The organism is Thermococcus sp. CX2, from assembly GCF_012027555.1.
Lineage (GTDB): Archaea > Methanobacteriota_B > Thermococci > Thermococcales > Thermococcaceae > Thermococcus.
Genome location: NZ_SNUQ01000008.1, coordinates 1 through 24272 on the forward strand (window position 1 = coordinate 1; position 24272 = coordinate 24272).

At 51.0% G+C, this 24272-nt stretch carries 25 protein-coding genes and 1 other RNA gene; 17 read left to right on the forward strand and 9 right to left on the reverse strand.

All coding sequences use genetic code 11. The features are described from left to right. The 8 genes from E3E23_RS10165 to E3E23_RS09760 form a co-directional block, all read left to right on the forward strand. On the forward strand, positions 1 to 108 hold a 108-nt coding region (locus E3E23_RS10165; protein WP_167908362.1), incomplete at its 5' end, for an LPXTG cell wall anchor domain-containing protein. Positions 109 to 275: 167 nt separating this feature from the next. Then, positions 276 to 1331 (forward strand): ABC transporter permease, encoded by a 1056-nt coding sequence (locus tag E3E23_RS09730; protein WP_167908363.1) that lies wholly within the window; start codon positions 276 to 278, stop codon positions 1329 to 1331. Between the two features lie 11 nt (positions 1332 to 1342). After that, positions 1343 to 2803 (forward strand): ABC transporter permease, encoded by a 1461-nt coding sequence (locus E3E23_RS09735; protein ID WP_167908364.1) that lies wholly within the window; start codon positions 1343 to 1345, stop codon positions 2801 to 2803. A gap of 10 nt (positions 2804 to 2813) precedes the next feature. Further along, entirely contained in the window at positions 2814 to 3773 is a 960-nt protein-coding gene (locus tag E3E23_RS09740; RefSeq protein WP_167908365.1) for an ABC transporter ATP-binding protein, read from the forward strand. Between the two features lie 10 nt (positions 3774 to 3783). Further along, on the forward strand, positions 3784 to 4791 hold the full coding sequence (locus tag E3E23_RS09745) for an ABC transporter ATP-binding protein (RefSeq protein ID WP_167908366.1): 1008 nt from the start codon (positions 3784 to 3786) through the stop codon (positions 4789 to 4791). 32 nt (positions 4792 to 4823) lie between these two features. Next, positions 4824 to 5300, forward strand: a complete 477-nt coding sequence (locus E3E23_RS09750; RefSeq protein WP_167908367.1) for a hypothetical protein — start codon at positions 4824 to 4826, stop codon at positions 5298 to 5300. Next, positions 5297 to 6058: an NAD+ synthase gene (locus tag E3E23_RS09755; protein WP_167908368.1), complete on the forward strand. Its 762-nt coding sequence runs from the start codon at positions 5297 to 5299 to the stop codon at positions 6056 to 6058. The genes E3E23_RS09750 and E3E23_RS09755 overlap by 4 nt, the downstream gene beginning before the upstream one ends. Before the next feature lie 9 nt (positions 6059 to 6067). After that, positions 6068 to 6925: an EamA family transporter gene (locus E3E23_RS09760; protein WP_167908369.1), complete on the forward strand. Its 858-nt coding sequence runs from the start codon at positions 6068 to 6070 to the stop codon at positions 6923 to 6925. Positions 6926 to 6934: 9 nt separating this feature from the next. On the opposite strand, the gene glnA is transcribed toward E3E23_RS09760, so the two are convergent. After that, positions 6935 to 8257 carry a type I glutamate--ammonia ligase gene (gene glnA, locus E3E23_RS09765; protein ID WP_167908370.1) on the reverse strand — a complete coding sequence of 441 codons (1323 nt, stop codon included), beginning with the start codon at positions 8255 to 8257 and terminating at the stop codon, positions 6935 to 6937. 221 nt (positions 8258 to 8478) lie between these two features. On the opposite strand from glnA, the gene E3E23_RS09770 reads away from it, so the two are divergent. From E3E23_RS09770 to rnpB, 4 genes are all read left to right on the forward strand, one after another. Then, positions 8479 to 8886 carry a DUF61 family protein gene (locus tag E3E23_RS09770; RefSeq protein WP_167908372.1) on the forward strand — a complete coding sequence of 136 codons (408 nt, stop codon included), beginning with the start codon at positions 8479 to 8481 and terminating at the stop codon, positions 8884 to 8886. A gap of 66 nt (positions 8887 to 8952) precedes the next feature. Further along, on the forward strand, positions 8953 to 9168 hold the full coding sequence (locus E3E23_RS09775) for a hypothetical protein (RefSeq protein ID WP_371807543.1): 216 nt from the start codon (positions 8953 to 8955) through the stop codon (positions 9166 to 9168). A gap of 42 nt (positions 9169 to 9210) precedes the next feature. Further along, complete coding sequence (locus E3E23_RS09780) at positions 9211 to 10815, forward strand: hypothetical protein (protein ID WP_167908375.1); 1605 nt, start codon at positions 9211 to 9213, stop codon at positions 10813 to 10815. 47 nt (positions 10816 to 10862) lie between these two features. Further along, positions 10863 to 11183, forward strand: an RNA gene (gene rnpB, locus E3E23_RS09785) — RNase P RNA component. Here the strand turns inward: rnpB and E3E23_RS09790 are convergent. From E3E23_RS09790 to priL, 3 genes are read right to left on the reverse strand one after another with little or no spacing between them, the layout of a single operon-like run. Next, positions 11169 to 12020 carry a DMT family transporter gene (locus E3E23_RS09790; RefSeq protein WP_167908377.1) on the reverse strand — a complete coding sequence of 284 codons (852 nt, stop codon included), beginning with the start codon at positions 12018 to 12020 and terminating at the stop codon, positions 11169 to 11171. The two genes, rnpB and E3E23_RS09790, sit on opposite strands and share 15 nt — an antisense overlap. Then, positions 12017 to 13051, reverse strand: coding sequence for a DNA primase catalytic subunit PriS (gene priS, locus E3E23_RS09795; RefSeq protein WP_167908397.1), 1035 nt, complete (start codon positions 13049 to 13051; stop codon positions 12017 to 12019). The genes E3E23_RS09790 and priS overlap by 4 nt, the downstream gene beginning before the upstream one ends. Continuing rightward, complete coding sequence (priL, locus tag E3E23_RS09800) at positions 13044 to 14246, reverse strand: DNA primase large subunit PriL (RefSeq protein ID WP_167908378.1); 1203 nt, start codon at positions 14244 to 14246, stop codon at positions 13044 to 13046. The genes priS and priL overlap by 8 nt, the downstream gene beginning before the upstream one ends. 135 nt (positions 14247 to 14381) lie before the next feature. On the opposite strand from priL, the gene E3E23_RS09805 reads away from it, so the two are divergent. From E3E23_RS09805 to E3E23_RS09815, 3 genes are all read left to right on the forward strand, one after another. Further along, on the forward strand, positions 14382 to 15131 hold the full coding sequence (locus tag E3E23_RS09805) for an ATPase domain-containing protein (protein WP_167908379.1): 750 nt from the start codon (positions 14382 to 14384) through the stop codon (positions 15129 to 15131). A 66-nt stretch (positions 15132 to 15197) separates the two neighbouring features. Continuing rightward, a complete protein-coding gene (locus E3E23_RS09810; protein ID WP_167908380.1) occupies positions 15198 to 16364 on the forward strand; it encodes a hypothetical protein in 1167 nt (388 codons plus the stop codon). After that, positions 16358 to 17473: a tripartite tricarboxylate transporter permease gene (locus tag E3E23_RS09815; protein ID WP_371807542.1), complete on the forward strand. Its 1116-nt coding sequence runs from the start codon at positions 16358 to 16360 to the stop codon at positions 17471 to 17473. The genes E3E23_RS09810 and E3E23_RS09815 overlap by 7 nt, the downstream gene beginning before the upstream one ends. A 13-nt stretch (positions 17474 to 17486) precedes the next feature. On the opposite strand, the gene E3E23_RS09820 is transcribed toward E3E23_RS09815, so the two are convergent. Continuing rightward, a complete protein-coding gene (locus E3E23_RS09820) occupies positions 17487 to 17795 on the reverse strand; it encodes a DUF5748 family protein (protein ID WP_167908382.1) in 309 nt (102 codons plus the stop codon). 73 nt (positions 17796 to 17868) lie between these two features. Here E3E23_RS09820 and E3E23_RS09825 point away from each other — a divergent pair, with 73 nt between their 5' ends. Next, the gene (locus E3E23_RS09825) at positions 17869 to 19059 is read left to right on the forward strand and encodes a class I SAM-dependent rRNA methyltransferase (RefSeq protein WP_167908398.1); all 1191 of its coding nucleotides are present in this window, start codon (positions 17869 to 17871) and stop codon (positions 19057 to 19059) included. 255 nt (positions 19060 to 19314) lie between these two features. Then, positions 19315 to 19608, forward strand: a complete 294-nt coding sequence (locus E3E23_RS09830) for a hypothetical protein (protein ID WP_167908383.1) — start codon at positions 19315 to 19317, stop codon at positions 19606 to 19608. 111 nt (positions 19609 to 19719) lie between these two features. Here the strand turns inward: E3E23_RS09830 and E3E23_RS09835 are convergent, their stop codons facing one another. The 4 genes from E3E23_RS09835 to E3E23_RS09850 are packed head-to-tail and all read right to left on the reverse strand — an operon-like array spanning position 19720 to position 24049. Then, a complete protein-coding gene (locus E3E23_RS09835; protein WP_167908384.1) occupies positions 19720 to 20475 on the reverse strand; it encodes a class I SAM-dependent methyltransferase in 756 nt (251 codons plus the stop codon). Between the two features lie 36 nt (positions 20476 to 20511). Further along, the gene (locus tag E3E23_RS09840) at positions 20512 to 21780 is read right to left on the reverse strand and encodes a M20 family metallo-hydrolase (RefSeq protein WP_167908385.1); all 1269 of its coding nucleotides are present in this window, start codon (positions 21778 to 21780) and stop codon (positions 20512 to 20514) included. A gap of 12 nt (positions 21781 to 21792) precedes the next feature. Then, positions 21793 to 22128: a PqqD family protein gene (locus E3E23_RS09845; protein WP_167908386.1), complete on the reverse strand. Its 336-nt coding sequence runs from the start codon at positions 22126 to 22128 to the stop codon at positions 21793 to 21795. Positions 22129 to 22168: 40 nt separating this feature from the next. After that, a complete protein-coding gene (locus tag E3E23_RS09850; RefSeq protein ID WP_167908387.1) occupies positions 22169 to 24049 on the reverse strand; it encodes an OPT family oligopeptide transporter in 1881 nt (626 codons plus the stop codon). Positions 24050 to 24272: the final 223 nt, after the last annotated feature.

A 24272-nucleotide genomic window follows, 5' to 3' on the forward strand; every position in this document is an offset into this window, starting at 1 on the left:
ACCACGACCACCACTCCGAGCGGAACCAGCACCACCACCTACGTCGTCGTCGGCCTTGTGATAATCATCATCGCCGGCGCGGCCTGGTACTTCACCAAGAAGAAGTGATTTCGTTCTTTCCCTTCTTTTTTGGAATTTTACCTTGATGTGCTTCGCCCTTCTCAACCCTACGCTTCTATGAAATGTGTACATTTAAGCAGTAAGATATATAAGGTCAGTTTTACAATGCTGAAAAAGATACATTAAACACGAGCAATCTACTTGGGGGTGAAAAGATGGGGTATCTCAAGTACCTTGCGTTTAGAATCGTGAACGCCATTATTGTTCTGTTGATAGTGACTTTTATTATTTCGGCACTCTTCGTTAAAGTCGCAGAGGAGAGCAATAAATCAAAGATGTATGAGGAGCTGATGCTGTGGGAAAGATCCGAGGGTGCCAAAATCAAGCAGAGTCAGGGACTTGAAGCTTTTGAACAGGCCAAGGCTGCCAAACAGGCATCCCTCGAGGACAAGTATGAGCTGAACGTCCCCTACTGGCAGAAGGTTTACAATAAGGCGATACGTACGTTAAAGCTTGATTTCGGAACGACGAGCATGCCTATCTTCGGTACCAACAACGTTTCGGACATCATTAAAGTCGCGGTTCCGAGGAGCATACTCCTCTTCACGACTGCTACGATAATCGTTATTATCCTGGGTATTTTCCTTGGTGTTAGGGCCGCCAGACACGCCGGAAGCGTATTTGACAGGGCGTTGTCCATCTTTGCGCTGGTCACTTACAGTCTGCCGATGTGGTGGACGGGAATGATGTTCCTGCTCATCTTCGCCTACAAGCTCGGCTGGTTCCCGTTGAGCTCGATGTTTGACCCACAGCTCACCGGCTGGGCCCACATTAAGGACGTCATCTGGAGGCTTGCCCTTCCGGTTTTCACCTACGTCTTCGTCATCTTCGGTGGCTGGGCTTGGACTACGAGGAACATTATGATAGGTACCCTCCAGGAGGACTTTATCATGGCGGCCAGGGCAAAGGGTATCCCCGAGCACAAGATAATCTACGGCCACGCCCTCCGCGCCGCCGCTCCGCCGATAGTCACCATGATCATCTTCGCCCTCCTTGGTTCGCTCGGTGGTGCAATCATCAGTGAGCTCGTCTTCAACTACCCAGGAATGGGCAGGCTCTACTGGGTCGCCCTCCAGCAGAACGAGACCAGCCTTCTCATAGGACTCACGTACTTCTTCACGGTGCTCTACCTTGCCAGCGTCGTCCTCGCGGACATGATATACGGATTCCTCGACCCGCGTGTCAAGGTCGGTGCCTCTGCCAGGATGTGAGGTGATTCACGATGAGATGGGTTGACATCAAAGAGGGGTTTAAAGAGTTCCTTGATGAATTCAAGAAGGAGAAGACCGGCATAGCCGGTGTGATTCTCCTTATCATCCTTGTGCTCGTTGCACTAACCGCACCGTACACTACCATTCCAAACCTCCCCGAAAAGTGGAGGAACTCCCAGTACTGGGAGGACAACCCGAAGAACGTTCCACCGACCTGGTACAACATGTTTACCTCCCAGAAGCTCGTTCCGCAGGAGGTTTACTATAAGGACGAACTGAAGATAACCCAACTTAACAAGAACACCACTATAATCGAGGTTGACTACGTCCTACCCGAGAACTACTACTTTGGACCGCAGGGCATCATAGTCAAGAATATTAACGTGACGCTGAATTCCCCGTATGAGGTTCCGACTATAAGTGTGTACTTCGAGAGGCCAGATGGTAAGACCGTTCCACTCCTTGTCAATAAGCAGCTCAGCTCTTCACTGACCGTTGCTGTAGGTAGGGACAGCACCATATCCTCCAACATATACATCTGGCTTGTCAATGTAACCGAGGGTAGAGAAATAACTATGTTTGAGGTTCCACTTGAGACCATCCTCATCAGCGACATGGTCGCCCCATTGTTCGCCAAGGTCGAGCCAGGAATGAACGTGGACGACATCATTGAGAACCCGCAGCCACTCCCTGGAACCTACAAGCTCATACTCAAGATTGACAACCCTGCCCCGGACGAGAACAAGGTCATATACGATGACATAAAGGTCACCTTCCTTGGAAGGACCTATGGAACCATGGGTACCGATTACCTCGGCAGGGATATCTGGGCTGGTCTCATCTGGGGTAGCAGGGTCTCGCTCACAATCGGTATCCTCGTCTCCGTGCTGAGCACGATCATCGGTCTCGTCTACGGAGTTACCAGTGCCTACCTCGGCGGAAACGCCGACGAGTTCATGATGCGTATCAACGAAATATTCGCCTCCATTCCGAGCCTGCCGATACTTATCCTCATAGGTGCCACCGCCGGACACATTACCCTGTGGTTCATAGTGGTGCTGTTGGTCATCTTCGGATGGATGGGAATCGCGAGGATTGCTAGGAGTATGGCACTCCAGATCAAGGAACAGACCTACATTGAGGCAGCGAAGGCCCTTGGTGCCGGCAACGGCAGGATAATCTTCAAGCACATCCTTCCACAGCTGCTCCCGTACGCCTTCGCCGTCATAGCCCTCAGCGTTCCCGGTGCGGTTATCGCTGAGGCATCGCTGAGCTTCCTCGGTATAGGTGATCCGACGGCCGTTACTTGGGGTCAGATACTCAACGCTGCACAGGCACAGGCAGCAACTACCAAGGGATACTGGTGGTGGGTCATTCCGCCTGGACTTGGAATTGCCGTCGTTGGTCTCACCTTCGTGCTTATAGGTACGGCCCTCGATAAGATACTCAACCCGAGGCTCAGGAGGCTGTGAGGTGGTATAAATGGCTAAGAACGTGCTTGAAGTTAAAGATCTCAAGATGTATTACTTCACCAGCAAGGGTGTCGTCAAGGCCGTCGACAACATCACCTTCAACCTCAAGAAGGGTGAAGTGCTGGGACTTGCCGGCGAGAGCGGTTGCGGCAAGTCCTCCCTTGGTTTTACTTTACTTGGAATGCCTACCCCGCCAGGAAAGATCGTTGGTGGCAGCATTAAGATCGATGGCAGAGAGATAGTTGGTCTCCCAGAGGACGTTCTGAGGAAGGAGATACGCTGGCAGAAGATATCCATGATATTCCAGGGTGCAATGAACGCCCTTAACCCAGTTTACACCGTTGGCTATCAGATGATAGAACCCCTCTTGCTCCACAAGGGCATGGACAAGGAGGACGCCCTCGACAGGGCGCAGAAGTACCTCGAACTCGTTGGTCTTCCGCCCGACATCGTCTACCGTTATCCGCACGAGCTTTCAGGTGGTATGAAGCAGCGTGTCATCATCGCAACTGCCCTGCTCCTCGAGCCTGATGTGGTTATCGCCGATGAGCCGACAACCGCTCTGGATGTCGTCGTTCAGGCCCAGATCATCAACCTCATGAAGAAGCTCAAGAAGGAGCTCGGCCTTTCGATGATATTCATCACCCACGACCTCAGCATCCTCGCTGAGATTAGCGACCGCGTTGCGATAATGTACGCCGGTAAGATCATTGAGATAGGCGACAGCGAGAAGATCTACTACGAGCCGGCCCACCCGTACACCCAGAAGCTCCTCGCGGCAATACCGAGGCTCCACGAAGACGTTGAGAAGCTCGAGTTCATCCCTGGACAGCCGCCCAACCTGATCACCCCGCCCAAGGGATGCCGCTTCCACCCGAGGTGCCCGTACGCGATGCAGGTTTGTAAGGAGCAGGAGCCCGAGCTGAAGGAAATTGATAGGGATCACTACGCCGCATGCTGGCTGTTGTGAGGTGTGAGAGATGGCGGAGCCGGTACTAAAAGTTGAAAACCTTAAGAAGTACTTCCCGATCAAGAGGGGACTAGTCAGCGCCCTCAAGGGTGAACCCCAGAAGTACGTTAGGGCCGTTGATGGCATAAGCTTCGAGATTGAGAAGCAGGAGGTCTTTGCCCTCGTCGGTGAGAGCGGTTGTGGTAAGTCCACCACTGGTAAACTCATAGTCAAGCTCCTCGAGCCTACGGATGGTAGAATATATCTCGAGGGTAAGGACGTTACCGACGTCAAAACCAAGGAGGAGGTCCTTGAGTACAGAAGGCGTGTTCAGATAATCTTCCAGGATCCATTCTCCTCCATGAACCCGCGCTTTAGGATATTTGACATCCTCGAGGAGCCGCTCCTCATACACGGCATCGGCGAAACCAAGGCCGAGCGTGAGGAGCTCATCTACAAGGCCCTTGAGATGGTCAAGATAACCCCGCCCGAGGACTACGTCGGAAGGTTCCCGCACATGCTCTCCGGCGGTCAGAGACAGCGTGTCGCTATCGCTAGGGCCCTCATATTGAACCCGACGTTCATAGTTGCCGACGAGCCAGTCTCGATGCTCGACGTTTCCATTAGGGCTGAGATCCTCGAGCTGATGAAGGAGCTCAAGGAGAAGATGGGCGTTACCTACCTCTACATCACCCACGACCTCTCAACGGCCAGATACTTCGCCGACTACATCGCAGTCATGTACCTCGGAAGGATAGTCGAGATGGGTCCTGCAGAGAAAGTCATAGACAACCCGCTTCACCCCTACACGAGGGCACTCCTCGCTGCCGTTCCAGAGCCGAAGCCAGAGAGGAGGAACGTCATCAAGGAGCTGCCTATCAAGGGTGAAGTTCCAAACGCCGCCGAGGTTCCACCGGGATGCAGGTTCCACCCGAGGTGTATCTACGCCCAGAAGGGACTCTGCGATACCAAGCACCCGCAGCTCGTCGAGTATGAGCACAACCACTTTGCGGAGTGCCACCTGGTCGGTAAGTACTGACCTCCTTTCAACTTTTCTTTTAGGTGAGACCCATGGGCACACTGAGGGAAGCACTTGAGTATCCGTTTCTGAAGGTCGGTCTGATAATGCTTGTTCTAGCCCTGGTAATCTCGGCTATGGGGCTTTATGGGGTCGATAAGTCCTACTCATCCAATGGCACCCTTGGCGAGGGTAGGTATCTTCTCGGAGATGAAGACTTTGAAAAGAGCTATGTCTATTATAACCGCACTCTTGTTATCTCTTCATCCAACGCAACCTTCTCTGTAGTCCAGGGGAACGTTACAGAAAAATACACCCTGTTAAACGGAACCGTGGAGATAATACCCACGACTCGGCCTGTGATAGACGTTTTTAATGGGACTATCAACTATACCTACACCGTCAGCGCGAAGGACTACCCTTACGCGATTTATTCCCTCATCGCCTTCGTGCTTATGCTCGTGGGAACGGTTATGGCCTTTATGGGTTACACCCAATTCCTGAGGGACATTAAGGAGGGTAAGAGATGAGGAGTTTGGATTACGATGTTGTGATTGAGAGAATCGTTTCGTTTATCCGAGAGAAGGTCAAGGAAGCCAGTGCCACGGGCGTCGTTATAGGCATAAGCGGCGGCATAGATAGTGCTACCACTGCTTATTTAGCAGTCAAAGCTCTCGGGAAGGAGAAGGTCCTGGGCCTAATAATGCCCTACTACGAGAACGGCGACGTTGAAGACGCAAAACTCGTCTGCAAAAACCTCGGAATCGAGTACAAACTCATAAACATAAAACCCATCGTGGACGAGTTCGAAAAAGCCGTTAGCGAACTCGACGTTAAAAGCAAGGGGAACATCATGGCCAGGACGAGGATGATTCTCCTCTATGCCTATGCTAACTCCATGAACCGTCTGGTGTTAGGAACCAGCAACAGGAGCGAGCTTTTAACTGGCTATTTCACCAAGTGGGGTGATGGAGCGAGCGACTATGCACCGCTCATAAACCTTTACAAGACTGAAGTTTGGGAGCTGGCCAAGCGTCTGGGGGTTCCAGAGAAAATTATTCAGAAGAAGCCGACTGCTGGCCTTTGGGAGGGCCAGACTGACGAGGACGAGCTGGGGATAAGTTACAAACTGCTCGACGAAATCCTGTGGAGACTCGTCGACCTCAAGATGTCCAAAGAGGAGATTGCTGAGGAGCTTGGAATTTCGTTGGAGAAAGTCGAATACGTTGAATCACTCGTCAAAAGAAGCGAGCACAAGAGACGCCTTCCATTGGGCCCCGAATTCTGAGGTGAGTCCATGAAAAAAGGCTACCTTTTCGTTTTTCTTGCTGCCTCAATGTGGGGAACTCTGGGCATCTTTGCCAAGTACTTGGACGGCTTTGGACTGAGCCCCTTCACAATGGTCTTTTACAGGGTTCTCTTTGCCCTGATGCTCCTCGCGGTTTATCTTTATTTCAGATGTGGCTTTTCGATAAAGCGCTCTCGACTGAAGTTCTACGCCCTCTATGGCTTCTTCAGCATCTTCCTATTCTATACCCTCTACTTCTACACGGTCACCATATCCTCCGTTTCCTTCGCCGTTTTGCTCCTCTACACGGCTCCCGTTTACTCAATAGTGCTGGGAAGGGTAATATTCAAGGAGGCTCTCAGCAGGGAGAAGGTCGCAGCCCTGGCTATGGTGATGTCTGGCGTTCTTCTCGTTAACTGGGGGAATGTTCAGTTTTCCACCAAAGCGCTCATCTTTGGCCTGCTGACGGGCTTTACATATGCTCTCTATGGCGTATTAGCGAAGTTCGCCATTAGAAAGGAAGAGCCAGAGAAGGCCCTCTTCTACACCCTCCTGTTCGGTCTCATCTATCTGTTCCCGTTCACTGACTTTAGTGTTCCGGCTGGTGCGTTTTCCTATCTCTTCGCCCTGGCCTTTTTCCCGACGTTTCTCGGATACATCCTTTACAACCACGCCCTCAAAGAAGTCGAGGTCAGCAGGGCTTCAATAGTGGCTACCATAGAACCCGTGGTGGCTATTGTCCTTGCTTTCATCCTTTTTGGGGAAACCCTCACTTTGAAGCAGCTCGTTGGGGCAGTGCTCATCATAGGCGGCTCGATGCTCGTGCACGCAAGAGAAAAGGAAAAAACTCGGGGAAGCGACTCTTGATGAGGTTCATTAGATGTAGAAGTACCTTTCCAGCTCCCACTCTGTCACCTTTTTCGTTTCGAGTGGCAGTTCTCTGGCCTCGAGGTAGGAAATGTAGTCCTCCCACTCGCGCTCCTTATATCTTATGAAGTTCTTGTATGCATCCCCGAGGGCTTCTCTTACGATCCTGTCCTTCTTTAGCTCTTCAAGGGCTTCACCAAGGCTTTCTGGAAGGGTCTCTATCCCCAGTTTGCTCCTCTTTGCTTCACTCATCTCGTACACGTTCTCCTCAACGTAGGCCGATGGTTCGGTTTTGTGCTTGATGCCGTCCAGACCCGCAGTTAATATCGCGGCAAAGGCGAAGTATGGGTTGGCGCTCGGGTCGGGACAGCGATATTCAATGCGTGCACCGTTGCCCCAGAAGGCCGGTACCCTGATGAGAGCACTCCTGTTCCTGTACCCCCAGCTTATGTAGACCGGTGCCTCGTAGCCAGGAACGAGGCGCTTATAGCTGTTCACTGTGGGGTTCGTGATTGCAGCCAGAGCCTTCGCATGCTTGAGTATTCCACCGAGGAAGTGGAGCGCGGTCTCGCTCAGACCATCCTCTCCTATGAAGGCGTTCTCGCCGTCCCTCCAGAGGCTTATGTGAAGGTGCATTCCGTTGCCAGGCATTCCGTAGAGCGGTTTGGGCATGAAGGTCGCGTAGAGGCCGCGCATTTCTGCTATGGATTTGACGATATACTTGAAGCTCACGATGTTGTCTGCCGTCTTCAGTGCCTCGTCAAATCTGAAGTCTATCTCGTGCTGAGCCTTCCCAACCTCGTGGTGAAGAACTTCGGGAGTCAGGCCGAAGGAGGGCATATAGAGTGCTATTTCCCTCCTGAGGGCTCTTGCCTTATCGAGTGTAACGAGGTCAAAGTAACCTCCGCTGTCTGGTATGTGGAGTTCCCACGAACCGTTCTTTTTAAATAAGTAGAACTCTGGTTCTGGGCCGATGTAGGCCTTGAACCCCTCCTTTTCGAGCCTTTCTAGGGCTTCCCTGAGAACTCCTCTTGGATCGGCGTGGTATGGCTTTCCGTCCTTGTAGATGTAGCCGTAGACCCTCGCTATTCCCTCCCACGGCACTTCAGCGTAGGTCTCTGGATCCGCCTTAAAGACCAGGTCGCTGTCCTCTATTCCCTGAAAGCCTGGGATTGAAGATCCATCGAAAGTTATGCCCTCGGTTATTGCCTCCTCGTACCTGCTTGCCGGTATCTCCATTCCCTTTGGAACCCCGTTGATGTCCACGAATATCAGCTGAATGAACCTCGGGGACTCACTTGGGAATGTTCCGGCTTTGGCTATTTCGTTCATTTTTATCACCATTTAATGTTGCTATGTTCAGTTTTTTCGCTAAGTTTTTGAACGAACACTATAATAAAAGCCTTTTTATTGTGTTTTTGTCATTATGACGAGGTATCTCCCGTGGGGAGCACATGTTGGCAAAATTTTGCACATTTAGTTATCTTCTCTGCACTAAATTTACAAATTCATGTTGAACAAAGGTTTTTGTGCTTCGGGTTGTATGCTAAAACATGCCAACTGCCGAGGATATTCTGAACAGGGAAATAGCCAGGGTGAACCTCCATCTGCCGGTCGTGAGACCTACCCTGCGCCAACTCCTCGATGTTGAGGAGCCTAAAGTTCGCCTCCGTGACGGAAGCTACCACTACTTCAGGCGCTCGGAGCTCGAGTACCTCCGCTCCCTTCTCGATGACGGTGAAGAGGATAAGCTCAGGGTTCCCATAGTCCTGGAGATAAGCACCATCTACAGGGGCTATTTCAGGGTTAGGGGCAGGATTGAGGTCAAGGTCATAGACAAGGTTCTTGGCACCTATAACGTACTGGATGAGAAAAGCGAGGAGCTATATCCTAGGTATCTTCTGCCGAAAATCAGAAAAACCCTTCCAACCACAACAACATACGCCTTCATAGCGGAGTGATGCCCGATGGACGAAAATACACGGGTTTTAAGAGACTATATCATTTTCACTGTCCCCCATGTGACGATGTTAGCCGGTGCGGTACTTGGTGTTCTTCTTCTCCTGGGTGTTAGACCAAACGTTGCCCTCGGGATTTTTACGGCCTTCTACGGTTTCATGCTGCTCATTCTGGCCCTTGTGATAAGGCCCCACTTTTCCAAGCTGACCATCTACAAAGTTGCGGTGGCTTTTTTTGTGGGTTTGATTCTTATGGGTGCCCTGCTCCTGTTCTATGGAGAGTAGCCTTTATATGGACAAAGTCACAACTACCAATGGTGGGAACGCATGAGAAGGGCAATAGTCACGTTGATCGCTTTACTGTTGGTTATCTCGACCCTGCCTAGCTCTTCCGCCCAGTTCGTGAGCTTCACAACGAATGATGTAATAACCGTTCTCCGCGGAGACTACAGTACAGGAACGATCCAGCTTACCAACGCTGGTGGCCTCAGCTTTAAGGTGGTCAGCTACCAAGATTTCTGGGTTGAGGACTCGAACGGAAACCGGGTTTCTGGATTCGATTTAACTATCCACCCCGGGATATTCAGCGACTGGTCACCCCAGAAAACTTACTCTCTCCTCTATAACATCTCGTGCAATGCGAGTGTGGAGGGAGGAACTTACACTCTTTATCTAAAGTTCTGGGCCTTCACCAGTGAAGGTTCGATGTATATTGTTCATGCTGAGGTTCCTCTCAGGGTTATAGCTGAACCCCTTCGCTTTGAGGTTGCGGAGGCCTACGTCAAGGAAAGGCTCGGTTCTCCGTATATCCTCAATGGGGAGACCCTAGTTGTTTTCTCTCATGTCATTAACATAGGACACTCCAACGTCAGTATATCTGCGGCAGTGTTGTTCACAGGGAATGGAAATGTCTACTTCTTCGAGAACAGGACGCTTGAGATGGTTCCTGGTGACAACCTCGTTAAGTTTGAAATTCCTGTGGGCTATGAGATTCCGGAGGGCACTTACAAACTTGACTACATCCTACAGTACAGTGATGGAAGCTATAGATACTCCAGAGAGTTCCCGGTCAAGTTTGGGGTCAGGCTTGTGGGTTTATCCCTCCAGTCGAGCGAGGTGAAACTTGGTGAGGATAACAGGGCTTACCTGACACTCCTCTCTGAGAGGTCAATAGGGCTGAACCTCACCGTGGAGACTTACAAAGGGGGAAGCCTCATCTCAAACATGACCACTCCAATAACTGTTAGTGGAGGTACCGATGTTTTGGACGTGTCCCTCCCGACAAACGTTCCTGGTTTCCTTAGGGCGTTCATAAAGCTGACCTTCAACGGCAGATTGATTGGTGAGGGCAACGTATCTTATACTGTCCTGGCTCCGCCCGTGATTAGGAACGTAACTTATGAGCGGCTATCAGAGGATGAGGTTGTTTTTACCATTAGTATCCTTAATCCCAACGAGGGTAACGTTGATGGTACCCTCGCGTACAGGATAATCAGTGAAGGCAACGTGCTCTACAGGGAGTCCATTCCGGAGACACTGAAGCAGGGTATCAACGAGATAACCCTTGAGCTCAAACTTCCTGTAGGGAAGGTCGTTGAATACGAATTTACGCTATCCTCGATGGATGAGGACAGCAGTGTGAAGGGGGAAGTCTACCTCCAGCCACCAGTAACTACAACGACAACGGCAACGAGCAGTACGAACAACATCACAACAACGACTACTGAAGGCGGTGTATCCTCTGTATGGTGGATGGCCTTTCTCGTCGTAGTCATCCTGCTTTTCGTTGCTGGCGCATTCTACTACACAAAAACTGGAGGGAAAACAAAGAAGCACTTCAGACCAAAGCCAAAAAGACGCTCGCCGCTTGGCAGGTTCAAAAGGCCAAAAGAGCCAAGATTCAGTGAGAACAGGGAGCTCCCAAAGAAGTAACATTCAATACCAAACCTTTTTATTACCTTTTCTACAACTTCCCCTTGGCGAGGGGGTCGGGGGCCCTCGGGATGCTCCTGAGGAAGTTCCGCCCACCGCACCGGGGCCGCGGTGCCGCAAGGCACCTCCTGAGAGGGAGGGCAACGGCGCAGAAACGACACGTCCCGGCGGAGATGGGTATGAAAGCGGCGAAGGGGCCGGCGACGGCTTCCGAGTTAACCCGCAGACGACCCGTCGGGGACCGGTGAAACGGCCGTCCCGCGGGGTGCAAGGCCGAGGGAGGGGCGATGAGTTCCGGTGGGAGCCCCGTGGTAGGCCGCTTAGTCGAATGCCCCCTTGATACAGAAGGCGGGCTACGACCCCCTCGCCCAAATGTCCAGCAGTGAAGCGAGAAGAATCAGCGCACCGCCGATGACTGTTCTGAGCTCTGGCACCTCACTGAAAACTATAAACGCGTAAACCACAGCGCTCAGTGGGTCTAAATAGCTCAATATGGCCGCTTCATTCACTTCGACCTCCTTCAGGCCGTCCATGTAGATGAGCAATGCAAAGGCCGTGTGGACGATGACGAGCACTGTAACCGCCCACCATACAGGATTTCCAACGCCGGAAACCACTATGAATGGCGCTAGAACCATTGACGCTATCGCCAGCTGGAGGAAAGTTAGAACCGAGCTGTCAACGTTCCTCAGGAACCTTCCGAGGTTCGGGATGAGGGCGTAGAAAAATGCTGCCGTTAGTGCGAAGATTATCCCCAGAAAGTCTCTGTCGTTGAAGTTCATCTCTTCTCCACTCATTATGAGGAGAAGGCCGAAGAAGGCCAGACCCACTAGGGCCCACCTTTTTACGGTTAGCCTCTCCCCCAGGAAGCGCCATGAAATGAGCGTTGCTATAACGGGTGCAAGGTAGTAAACGAGAACTGCCTTCGCTATGGTCGTGTAGTTGAAGGCCGTGAATAGGAAGACCCAGTTGAGGGCCAGAGCAATTCCTAGCGCGACGAGGGCCTTCTGCTTCTCCTTTAGGGATTTCCTGATGTTTATGATCCATGTCTTTTTCCCGGCCCCAAAGACCAAGAAGAGCACCAGTGCACCCAGGGAAACCCTGAAGAAGGCCACACCTAACCCCGAGAGGTTGGAAAAGCGCGCAAAAATGCCCACACTTCCCCAGATGAGCATTGAGACTATGATTTTTATCCTCCCGTTCACAGCTCATCCCCGTAGAGCTCAATCCACTCCTCGTAGGCTTCATTGACTTCTTCCCTTCTGAACTCTGGGACGGCGTCGCGAAGGGGGTTAAACTTCTCCAGCTTCCTTTCATCGGAGCCTATGTACGTCGCTATTAGTCCCACCTTGGAGTGTAGGCTTGATGGAAGGCGCAGAATCCTCTTAACATCAACGGTAACGCGCCCGTCGAAGTATGCCTTTGAGAACGTGCTTGAGAGGGCGAAGAGCCTTATCAGGGTTTTGTAGCCCGTCCCCTGTGGAAAAGCTGTTAGGAGTCCCTTTCTCACGAAGCCCTCATATATTTCCTCCCTGTTTTCGATTATTCTCCTAACCTGCCCCTTTCTTAGACCGATGTTGAGGAGATGGTTCTCGTTAATCCTCCTTATGAAGTACCCGAAGCGGAGGCGGAAGACCCTGAAGTAACCCGAGGATAACATTACCTTTCTGCTCTGCACGTCTTCGAACGTTATTTCCTCTGCCGCCGATATGTACGAGAGAATCTTTTCCCTCGCCTTTGAGTCAAGCTGGAGCGCCCAGTCGTCGAGAACGCGGATGTGGTATCCTCTTCCGGAGTAGACCACGTGCACATCTTCAAATCCAAAGTCTTCCTTGAGAATAACGAGAGTGTCTTTGGCCAGCTCTCTGGCATCCTCCAGACAGATTGGGCAGACTTCTCCAGGCTCGTGGTTGCACCTTCTGAGGGGTAAGTCCTTCGCGTCTATGTCGAACACCAGCTCCGCCCCGAGCCAGCCGCTCATGCCTTTTGGTTCTTCGTACAGTGCAACGCTTGAGTAAATCGCGTAGGGGGCTGTGGCCTTCACGTAGTCCTCCAGGTCTCTAATATCCATGAAGACGTTCTTCCTGTCGCTGGGCCCTTCCCCAGTGTGGTCAAAGCCAAACTCCCTGTTTTCAAGGGTTTCGATTATGAACTCTGGCAACTTTTTCGCGTCCCACTCGGTGCGGTAGTAGAGAATCCTCTCCTCTTTGCTCATCTCTCGGAAAAGTTCAGCCATTCTCATCACCTTCTCCAGTCCTTTCAGCTTTTCTGCTCTCAAAGTAGAGTTTTCTGAGGTAGTAGGTCAGTGGGTTCTTGATATTCTTGCAGTCCCGGTCTGGCTTGCAGAGCTGGGGCGCGTTAGCCCGAATCTTTGCACAGTTTGGAGGGAAATACCAGGTGGAGTTGCCGCTGTCTTCCAGTGTTGGCCTATCAGTTAGGCCGAAACCGAGGTGGTACCAGATGTTCTTAATTTCATGGGGCTGATCCTCAAAGAGGGGCGGCGAGCAGCGGTTCCCTGCCTCTATGATGATGGGGAGTATCTCCTTCTCAATTATGCTCAAATCTTGAATGCAATCCCTGACCCTCACGTCCCTCCTTGGAGGATTTGGACATATCCTTGCGTAGCTCAGGAAGGAGGTGAGCAGAACGGTTATTGCATAATTCCTCAGGCCAGAGGGGACACCGCCGAGGGCTATCTTAACACAGGGTGGGAACAGGTCGAAGCGCAGGGGTTGGGCTTCTGCAGAGCCCATTCTCTCAAGCCGTTCTTTGAAGTACTCCTTGGCAAGTTCACTTAGTCTTTCGTAGAGTTGAAGGTAATAGTTCGGAAGTTCATCCCTTATTTCATAGAGAAGGTTTGCTACCCTCTCGAGGTTCTTCTCGAAGGCGTTTTTCCACAGTCTCAAGATCTGCTCTTGGGTTAGGAATGCATAACCTCCCCTTACGTAGACTTCCTTCAGGTTTCCATCCCACAGATCGAGGAATTTTTTCAGCTCAATTTTGTATTTGAGTCTCAGCCTCTCTCTGTCGCTTTGGGATAGTTCGGTGTGATGGGTTCGCTCCAGTATGACCCTATCCTTGTTGGGGATCTCTCCTTCTCCAGCGTTCTCCAGCGGAACTGCGATTCCCTTTATGTCTCTGGCTTGCTTTATCCTTTCAGAGTAGATTTTGAGGTTTGCCTCTTTCACCAGCTCCATTTCTATACCATACGGTGAAAACGCAAGGGCCCCGAGGAGGGCGTAAAATGTCATAAGGTCCTGGAGCCCACTGAGACGTAGGACATCTTCCGGAATCTCACCAGATTTTACCCACACTACTCTCTCCAGAGCTTGTTCTATTCCAACGTAAGAGGGAATTTTCGTGAGCAGATTAGTGATATCGCCGAGTTCCTTGACGAGCTCCCTTGCTTCATGTCCAAAGGGGTCTAACATGGCCTCACCTCTCATCTTTATTTTGGTAGGGGCATAAAACTCTTATGCATCCCAAAAGTTTTATATCCATTCAAGTCCACAAGTTATATTAGGTGGAGATATCGGTTCGTAGTGAACACCCCGAAGGTGATTCGGATGATCGGAAAATATGAGATTGAGAGGGTGAAAAGTGGTATTCCAGGTTTTGATGATTTAATTCAGGGGGGATTCCCAAAGGGGACTACTGTTCTTGTCACTGGTCCAACAGGGAGCGGTAAGACCACGTTTGCTGTTCAGTTTGTTTATAAAGGTGCCGAGATGTACAATGAGCCGGGAGTTATAGTTACCCTAGAGGAGAGAGCACAGGACCTAAGGAGAGAAATGAAGGCTTTCGGATGGGATCTTGAGGAATATGAGAAGAAAAGGATGATAGCTATAGTTGATGGTGTCAGTGCTGTTGTTGGTATCCCCTCTGAGGAGCCGTTCGTTCTTGAGGGGAACATCAACGCGGAGGACTTTCTCCGTTACATCTACCGCGTGGTTAAATCAATAAACGCGAAGCGGCTTGTTATAGACTCCATCCCCTCAATAGCCTTTAGACTTAGGGAAGAATCCAGAATAAGGGAAGTTCTTCTGCAGCTTAACACGATACTCCTTGAGATCGGTGTTACTTCAATTTTAACCACTGAAGCTCCCGATCCTAGCAGGGGCAGGATAAGCAAGTACGGCGTGGAAGAGTATGTTGCAAGGGGTGTTGTCCTACTGGACTTCGTGGAGAAGGACGTGGAGCTGAAACGCTATCTCCTCATCAGAAAGATGCGTGAGACCAAACATTCTATGAAGAAATACCCCTTCGAGATAACTGAGGAAGGCATTGTCGTTTATCCAAGCGGTGAGGTTTATTGATTCCCTCTTTTCTGCTTCTTATTCTAATGGGGTAAACTTTTTAAGTCTTCATTGTTACTATAAATCATGGTCAGAAACAAAAGACTAACAGTGGTTTTAATTATCGGCTCCATAATAGTTTTAAGCGCCATGGCTACTTTTGGGGAGCAGAACGAGAAGCTAGATGAGTTCACGGGGTTATGTGTGTACTCCTCGGCGTCTTTTTCAGTTTTGAGCGACGGAAAAACGAGCGTTGGGGTTTATGCTCCCCTTGAGGAAGGAAGGGTTTACAAGATAACTGGCAGGCTTATGAACTCCTCAGGCGAGTTAAGGATAAAGCCGGTAATGGTTGAACCTGCCGAGCTCGGTTTTCCACTGGAAAAGATCACAGGCGCTTACTGGCCCACTGACGGTTGCTATCTCCTAACACCAGACAGGATTAGGCTCGGGAGCTGCCTTAATGTATCGAAGGGTGAGGTTGTAGAGGCTGAAGGGCTGTGGTATGGGAGAAAGTTCTACGTCTTGAGATATCGAGGTTTTGGTATCCCAGAAACACCCTGGGATGGGATGCCGTGGAGTGTTGAGGGAGTTGTGCTCTATACGGGCTCGAGAACTGTTATCTGGAACGGAAGTGAAGAGATCGTTCTATATCTGCCCTACGGAACAGAGCTCGAACTCGGCAAGAAAATCCACGTTCTTGGGATAGCGAAGTTCTATTCCAAGCTTTCGCTCATCGTTGATTCCCCCGATGACGTTGATGTTGTGGGAGATGCAGATCGTAAAAACGTCTCTCTGGCGCGTGTTGGGGACATAGCCTTTGGTACCTGCATTGTCACGGATGTTGGCCGTTCTCTTAGGCTTAACTGCACGGAGTTGAGGCTCTACGGCTTCTCGGCCCGGGTTGGAGACACCGTCTCATTTGAGGCCCTCAGGAGGAAGTCATCTCTGTACTGCCTTAGCTGTGAAGTTGTCAAGCCCAGGGAGGAGCTCCCTAACGCCATCTGCGACTTCGAGGGAGGTAAACTTGTCAGAATAAGCGGAGTGGTCGAGTGGGCTAAGGTATACAAAAACGGCTTTGGGCTTGCGAACGTTACAGACGGAAACTGTTGGGTTCTCCTCAAGCTCAGGAAATCCCTTGGAATTTCGCTGGAGAAGAATCAGACGGTTACGGCCTACGGGGTCTTCACAACTTACCGAGACATGCCCGCCCTTGAAATAGCCTCGGGTGATGACCTTTGCTCAGGGAGATGCTAGCCGGGATCCTCGGCGGAACGCTGAGCGGCATTTCCCCCGGAATCCACGTGAACACCCTGGCCGCTTTCCTCTCTAAAACTGGGGTTGCGGATAACCTACTCCTTTTCTCAATGGGGCTAACCCACACCTTCCTGGACGTCGTTCCATCCGCTTTCTTTGGTGTGCCAGATGAAGGCACTTCTCTGGGAGTTCTTCCTGCGCACAGGCTCGTTCTTCAGGGAAGGGCGATGGAAGTGGTTAGAATAGCCCTATGGGCTAGCTTTCTGGCAGTTATTATCGTCATCCCACTGATGCCCTTATACATCTCGCTTGTGCATCTCTATCGCCCCACGTTCGGCAGAATGTTTGTCCTTTTTCTTGCGACCTTTCTGATTCTCACCGAGAGCGGCTGGAGAAAGTCCTTTGCGCTCATTGTGTTCCTGCTCTCGGGGATTCTGGGAATCTTGACTTTCAGACTTTCTTTGGGACAGCCATACTATCATCTCTTCACTGGCCTTTTTGGTCTCCCGGTGCTTATCGAAGCACTCCGTTCTAAAAATCCTCCCCTGGAAACGAAAAGCTCGGAAATTGAAATGAGTGGGGAAAGGTTCATTGGGTTTTCACTCCTAGGGACGCTCCTTGGTATGATTGCCTCCCTTGTACCTGCTTTCACGGCCTCTCAGGCTGCCCTACTCGGCTCGTTCTTTTCCAGGGATGAGCGCTCCTTCCTCACCGTTGTCTTTTCGGTGAACACCTCGAACTTCCTCTTCTCCTTTGCGAACTTCTTGGCGACTGGCAGAGTCAGAAACGGAATCGTTGCGCTGATGACTCCTGCTGGAAGCGGGGCCCTAACTTTCTATCTCCTTGCGGCGCTCTTCATATCGATGGTCATCCTAATTTATGGTGAACCCCTTGCGGGCCTGATTCTGAGGGTCGTCTCACGCGTTCCTTACAGAATGCTCAACCTCGCTGTGATTCTCTTCCTGTTTGGTCTGTCCTATCTTTTTGACGGCCCTCTTGGCGTTCTTGTCCTGATCGGGGCATCTATGATTGGCCTGCTTGCCTCAAATCTCGGCGTCAAAAGGACGAACTGTATGGGTGTTCTCATGCTCCCGATAATAATCGGATAGAAGGGAAAAGGGATTAAGCGGATTTCTCCTCCAGGATCTTCTGGAGTTCTGGGTAATCGGTAACTATCCTCTTGCCGTCGAGGGTAGTGAAGTAGGCTTTTTTGAGTTTAACGGTCTTAGCACTGACGTACTTCTTCTCGGGCGGATTGTATGAACCGGGCTCTACGACCTCGTACTCTATAACGTACGTCTCGAGGTCAGGCTCCCCCATATATTTCCAAACTTCGTAGAAAATTTCGGGGTCGAGGTGGATTTCGCCATCTATCTCTGTCCAATCCGCCCCAATTTCTTCCAGAAACTCTTTCACTACATCGAAGTTCATAGAACCACCATTAAATATTAGGGACGCTAAGGGTTATATACCTATCGTCGAACTCCCAAAGGTGGTGAGAATGGTGGCAAAGGTTTACGTTGACGCTCAGGCTGCGAGAGCTATAGGTAAAGGCGCGATGATAGTCTTTAAAAAGGGCGTGATCCGCGTTGAGGGCGAGGTTAAGCCAGGCGACATAGCGGAGGTCTACACACGTGGAAAGAAGTTCCTCGGAAAAGGCTTTGTCAATCCAAACTCCAACATAATGGTTCGTCTCGTCACGAAGGACAAAGATACTGAGATAAACAAGGAGCTCTTCCGCGAGAGGATTAAGAAGGCTAATGAGTATCGGAAGAAGGTTTTAGGTTATGATAAGGCCTACCGCATGGTCTACGGCGAGGCTGACTATCTGCCCGGTCTAATCGTCGACAGGTTCAACGAGATAGCTTCTCTCCAGATTTCGAGTGTTGGAATGGAGCGCTTCAAGCTTGATCTGGCAGAGGCCATAATGGAGGCCGAGCCTGAGATAGAGACCGTCTTCGAAAAGAACACCGGTCGCTCGCGCAGGAGGGAAGGCCTGCCCGAGATAGAACGCGTCCTCCTCGGCAAGGAGAAGTATCGCACGATAATAGAGGAAGGAAAGGCAAAGTTCATCGTCGATATGCGCGGGCAGAAGACGGGTTTCTTCCTCGACCAGAGGGAGAACAGGATAGCGCTCGAGAAGTACGTTAAGCCTGGCATGAAGGTTCTGGATGTGTTTACTTACACCGGTGGTTTCGCTATCCATGCGGCCGTCGCCGGTGCCGAAAAAGTAGTTGCCGTCGACAAGTCTCCAAGAGCCATTGAGATGGCCAAAGAAAATGCAAAGCTCAACGGCGTTGAGGACAGGATGGAGTTCATAGTTGGCTCCGCCTTCCCTGTCATGGAGGAGATGATAAAGCGCGGCGAGAAGTTCGACATAGTGATCCTCGACCCGCCAGCCTTTGTCCAGCATGAAAAGGACCTAAAGCGCGGTCTCAGGGCTTACTTCAACGTGAACTACGCAGGTTTACAGCTCGTCAAGGAGGGTGGAATACTCGTTACTGCCTCGTGCTCCCAGCACGTGGACATGCAGACCTTCAAGGACATGGTGATAGCTGCAGCAGCAAAGGCTGGCAAGTTCCTCAGAATGCTCGAACCTTACAGAACCCAGGCGCCAGACCATCCAATCCTGATGGCCTCGAAGGACACGGAATACCTCAAGGCGCTCTTCCTCTATGTGGAGGACATGAAGTGAGCACGAGGGACGATGAGGAGAAAGCACCTCCTCTGATTCCGGCGTGAGTGATGAGACGCCCACGGGCCCGAGTCCCTGTTTTTATGTATTCTTTTGTTCATTCTTTTACTTCTCCTTCTTTTGACTTGTTCTCTTCTTGATGCTACGGTTGTAAATTGAAAATTCTACGAAAAAAAAACGGAACTAATTCAAACTTGTAATTGGAAAAGTTTTTAAGGATTTTATCTTTACATTTAAAGTGTTGGGGGGATTATAATGAGCATCTGGAGTTGGATTGCTTTGGTGGCTTTCATGGTCATGGCAATTGAAGGCATCTTTGGTGGGGGTATAAGGAAAAGTAACAATAAATGGGCAAGGACATGTTACGCAGTTAGTTACTCCTTGGTGATGATCATTGTGCTGATTGGAGCACTGATTGGTTTTGGTGTTATAAGTAAAAATTCTCTAGTGATCTGGATGATGCCAGTGTTTGCAGTATTAGCATTAATCTTGACCATTATTGGAATACGTATTGACAACAAAAGAACGACCGGGACTGTAGTAGGATAGTTTATTCTTTTGGATTTTATTTGGGCTCTAGATTATTCAGTTCCTCCTTCGTCGGGGGCTGTTTTGATGTGTATATTATCCTAGAGGATTCTAGTTTGTCCCCAACTAGCTTCAAAGAAAAGGCCTTTTAATGAAAATCAAACTGTGCCTCCATCTCGTTCCGGCCTTGAACTTCACGTCCCTGACTTGGTAGCCCAGCTCTTCTCCCTTTTCCGTTATGGCCTTTATCAGCGGCTCCTTGTCCGGAAGGAAGAGCGCGGCCTTTCCGCCGGGCTTCAAATAATCCAGCGCCTCCTCGATGAGCCTCACTGAAAAGCCCTCCCCATATTTCCCTCCACCGACGCCTTCCCTCTCCGTCAGAACTCCCCTCGTAGGCCTCTCGTAGTATGGAGGGGCAGAAAAGATAACGTCGAACTTCTCCCCCTCAGGGATTACACCACGAATTATTCCGCCGTCGCTTTTGATTAGCCTGACTCTGGCATTGTTCCTCTCGATGTTAGCCTTGGCGTAGGCGAAAAACTCCTCATCAATCTCCGTCGCGGTAACGTCGCAGTTGAAAAGCTTCGCCGCCATGAGCGCCATCATGGCAGTATGCCCGGTTCCTATCTCCAGAACTCTCTCGCCGCCGCGGAAGAAGGTTTTGAGGAAGATGTAGCGCGAGACGGGGGTAGTAACAAGTCCGCGCGGGTGGTATTCTATGTCGAGACCGAAAACGGCCTTCGCGATAGCCCGGTTGTAGAGTATCCTTGCCTCCCTGTTCGAGAAGTCGAGCCTTCCGCGCTCGTCGAGGTATTTTCCGAGCTCCGGGAAGATCTTAACGGCCTCACTAATAGGCAGTCCGAGCTTTCCGTCCTTCCAAGTGGGCATAGAGAAAAGTAAGCAGGGAAAAGAAAAGGGTTTCGCTCAGAGTAGCGCCAAGGCCGCCATAACCTTGGCGTCTTCAACCATGTTGTCTATCTTTGCGTACTCGTTGGGCTGGTGAGCCATCTCATCCAGTGTTGCCCACACAACTGCTGGAATGCCGAGCTTTCTGAAGTAGGCCGCGAAGGTTCCGCCGCCTATTCCGCCGACCTTGGCCTCCTTTCTGCGGAGCTCCTTGAGAGCCGTCTGGAGGAGTTTCACTATCTCGCTGTTCGGGTCGGTTGGCTCCGGAGCGTCGAGGCGCTGGATAACCTCGACCTTTATCTCCGGGAGAACCTCTCCGTCAATTTCCTTCCTGTATTTTGCCTTTACCTCTTCCGCGAGCTTTTCTGCATCGCTCAGTATCTCATCTAGGCTGTACTTCGGCAGAATTCTGCAGTCAAAGACTATCTCGTGTTCTCCGGGTGCGATGTTCGGCGAATCGGCCGGGCCGTTAACCATCGTCGGCTCGAAAGTGCTCTCTGGCGGATCGAAGAGCTCATCCTTCTCGGAATACTTCTCGTGGAGGAGCTTATCCAAGTGGTAGGCGTAATCAAGGGCAACGCGGTGAGCGTTTAGGCCCTTATCCGGCATGCTCGCATGAACCTGCTTGCCTTTGACCTTAACCCTGAACCAGAGGATGCTCTTCTCTGCAACCTCGATGAAGGTTCCATCCTCGTTTCCGCCGTCCGGAACGAGAACGAGGTCGTTTTCCTTGAACAGTTCGGGGTGTTCTTTCATAAGCCACTCGATGCCGTACTTGCTTCCGGTCTCCTCGTCGCTGACGAAAGCCAGAACGATTGTGCGCTTGGGCCTTATCCCAAGGTTCATCATAGCCCTGACTGCGTAAAGCGAAGCAACCAAGCTCTGCCCGTTGTCCTCACTTCCCCTTCCGTAAACTTTGCCGTCTTTAACGACTGGCTTGAAGGGTTCTGTGACTGTCCACTTGCTTAGGTCTCCGGGCGGGACAACATCGAGGTGGGTGAGTATCCAGAGCCTCGGCGACTCTTCCCCATTTTCGCCGTAGTAATAGGCGAGAATGTTCGGCCTCACGCCATTCTTAGCCCTCTCGTCTGGGGCGTTGTAGACCTCAACCTTATCGAAGGGCCAGTCCTTTATTATCTCAAGGAGCTTTTGCGCCTTGTCGTATTCGCCTTCGTAGCCGTAGTTCGGGCTTATGGCTGGGATTTTGATGAGCTCCACGAGGGTTTCCACCATATCGTTGCGCAGGTTCTCGATTTCTTGAGAGACTCTTTCGAGGGTTTCGCTCATGGGTATCACCACCTACTCTAACTCGCCGACCCTTTTAAACCCAACCAGGTTCCTTTTGTGCAGTTCAAAAAGAAACGTTATCAGGCGTTCGTAAAGTGGCTCAACATCTTTTCCAAACTTGTTCCTCAGCAGCTTTCCAATCTCTTCGACCGTTCTCCTACCGTCGCATAACTCCCAGATGAAGGCTCCGACCTCGTCGAGCTCTATTCTTCTGTAATCGCCATGGAGTCTCCTAGCTAAGAAATCAAGGGGCGAGTCCATTGGTACTAGGAGGTAGTATTTTCCTTCGATTTTTCTCAGCTCAACGTTTTCGTTACGCTCTGGAATCAGATATAGATATTCCTCCATCCATGAACCTCCCTAGGAGCTAAAAAAGAGGAAAGAAAAATCAGTCCCTCTTCTTTCCGGTCATGTAGAGCCATGCCAAGATGCCGAGGAGGAACAGTATTCCGAGGAGGTTGCTGCTGAATCCTATGGACGGGGCAACGTCCGCCACTATGAGGGCGGCGAAGATTATTCCCATTATTGCCTCTCCAGCGATGAGACCCGCCGCTCCAAGCACTCCTGGGTCGGTTGGGCTCTCCTCGCCACCGCCCCTGGCCTTTGAGACAAGGTGCCTGGTGATTCCACCGATAAGGATCGGTACGCCAAGGCTGAGCGGCAGGTAGATACCGACAGCGACAGGCATAACTGGGGTCCTGAACTTTGAGCCCCTCTTGGCAAGCATCTCGTCAAGGATTATGAGTACAATGGCTATACCGGCGCCGATGTAGACCATAGTCCACTCAAGGGTTCCGGTGAACACACCCTCGGTGACCTTGGCCATGAGGAAGGCCTGTGGAGCGGGAAGGGCATTTTCCTTGGCCGTTGGAGTTCCTGCTATTCCATAGGCCTGAATCAGAAGGTTAAGCACGGGGGCCATGACGAGCGCTGCAAAGAAGGTGCCGATTATCTCGAATACCTGCTGCCTCTTGGGGGTTGCACCAACGATGTAACCCGTGGCGAGGTCCTGCATGGTGTCGCCGGCTATCGCTGCGGCGGTACATATGACGGCCGCGACGAGTATCGTTGCAGCCATGCCCTCTATCCCGCTGAGACCGAGGGCCTTGAGAACGAAGGCCGTGAAGAGCAGGCTCATGATGGTGATTCCCGAAACCGGGTTGTTGGACGAACCGACGACACCCGCCAAGTAGCCAGCGATAGAGCTTCCAAGGAATCCGACGATGAGCAGTATAACGGCCATGACTGCCGCGATTCCTATCGAGTTGATTATGTGGTAGTAGAGCAGGAACAGCGGGATGACGAAGGCCGCTATGAGCATTATGACTTGGTTGAGTGGCAGATCCTCATCAGTCCTTAGTATTGACTCTCCAGACTGCTTTCTCCTTGCGACCTCGAGACCGGTCTTAACGCCCTTTATTATTGGTCTCCTGAGCTTAATAAGGCTCCAGAGACCACCAACGACCATCGCTCCAACTCCCATGTACCTAATCTTGGTGCTCCATATGGTCCAGGCGAGGTCAAGGGCGCTTAGGTTGTCGGGGTTCCCCATGTGGGAGGCATAGATGGGAATCGCAATGAACCATGCGATGGCACCACCGAGGAACACGAGGAATGCAATGTTCAGGCCAACGATATAACCAACGCTGATGAGGGCTGCAGAGAGGTCACTTCCGATGTAGAGGACCCTTGAACCGACCATCTTGGCGGTTTCAACAGTTCCAGACCAAAGGCCGGCACTTCCAAAGAGCTTGTAGAGTCCACCGAAGATACCGCCGTAGAATATCGGCTTGGCGTGGCTTCCACCCCTATCTCCCGCTATGAGGACCTCAGCACAGGCGGTACCCTCTGGATACGGGAGCTTTTCTTCGACTATAAAAGCCCTCCTCAGAACCACTGTGAAGAGGGCACCGAGGGAACCACCGAGGGCTGCTATCAGTGTCACCAGGTAGTATGGGAACTCGGTGTAATAACCGAGAACCACCAGGGCAGGCAGGGTGAATATTATGCCCGCCGCTAGGGACTCTCCGGCCGACGCTGCAGTCTGAATCATGTTGTTCTCCAGGATGTTCCTGTCCTTAAACGCGAAGAGAATTGCCATCGATATAACAGCTGCGGGAATGCTGGCGCTAACGGTCATTCCTGCATACATACCAAGGTAGGCGTTTGCTGCACCCATTATAATTGCCAGAACAACACCCAAAACAAAAGCCTTGAGGGTGTATTCTGGCAGTGATTTCTCAGGCGGGATGTATGGTTTTAGTTCCATATTTGCACCCCCAGAAGGTATGTGCATATTAATTACGTTGGTTCTATGTTAAAAACGTTTTCCTTGTTCTGGAGGTTACATCGAACCATTTTAACATTCACCCTATGTTATTACATTTTGTTACGCTAATGCCTGTATATATTGGGACAATCTTGGCTGTAGTTATACATCACCGTTATAAAATCGAATCTCAACTCCAATGGAGTGTTCTCTTGATCGTAAA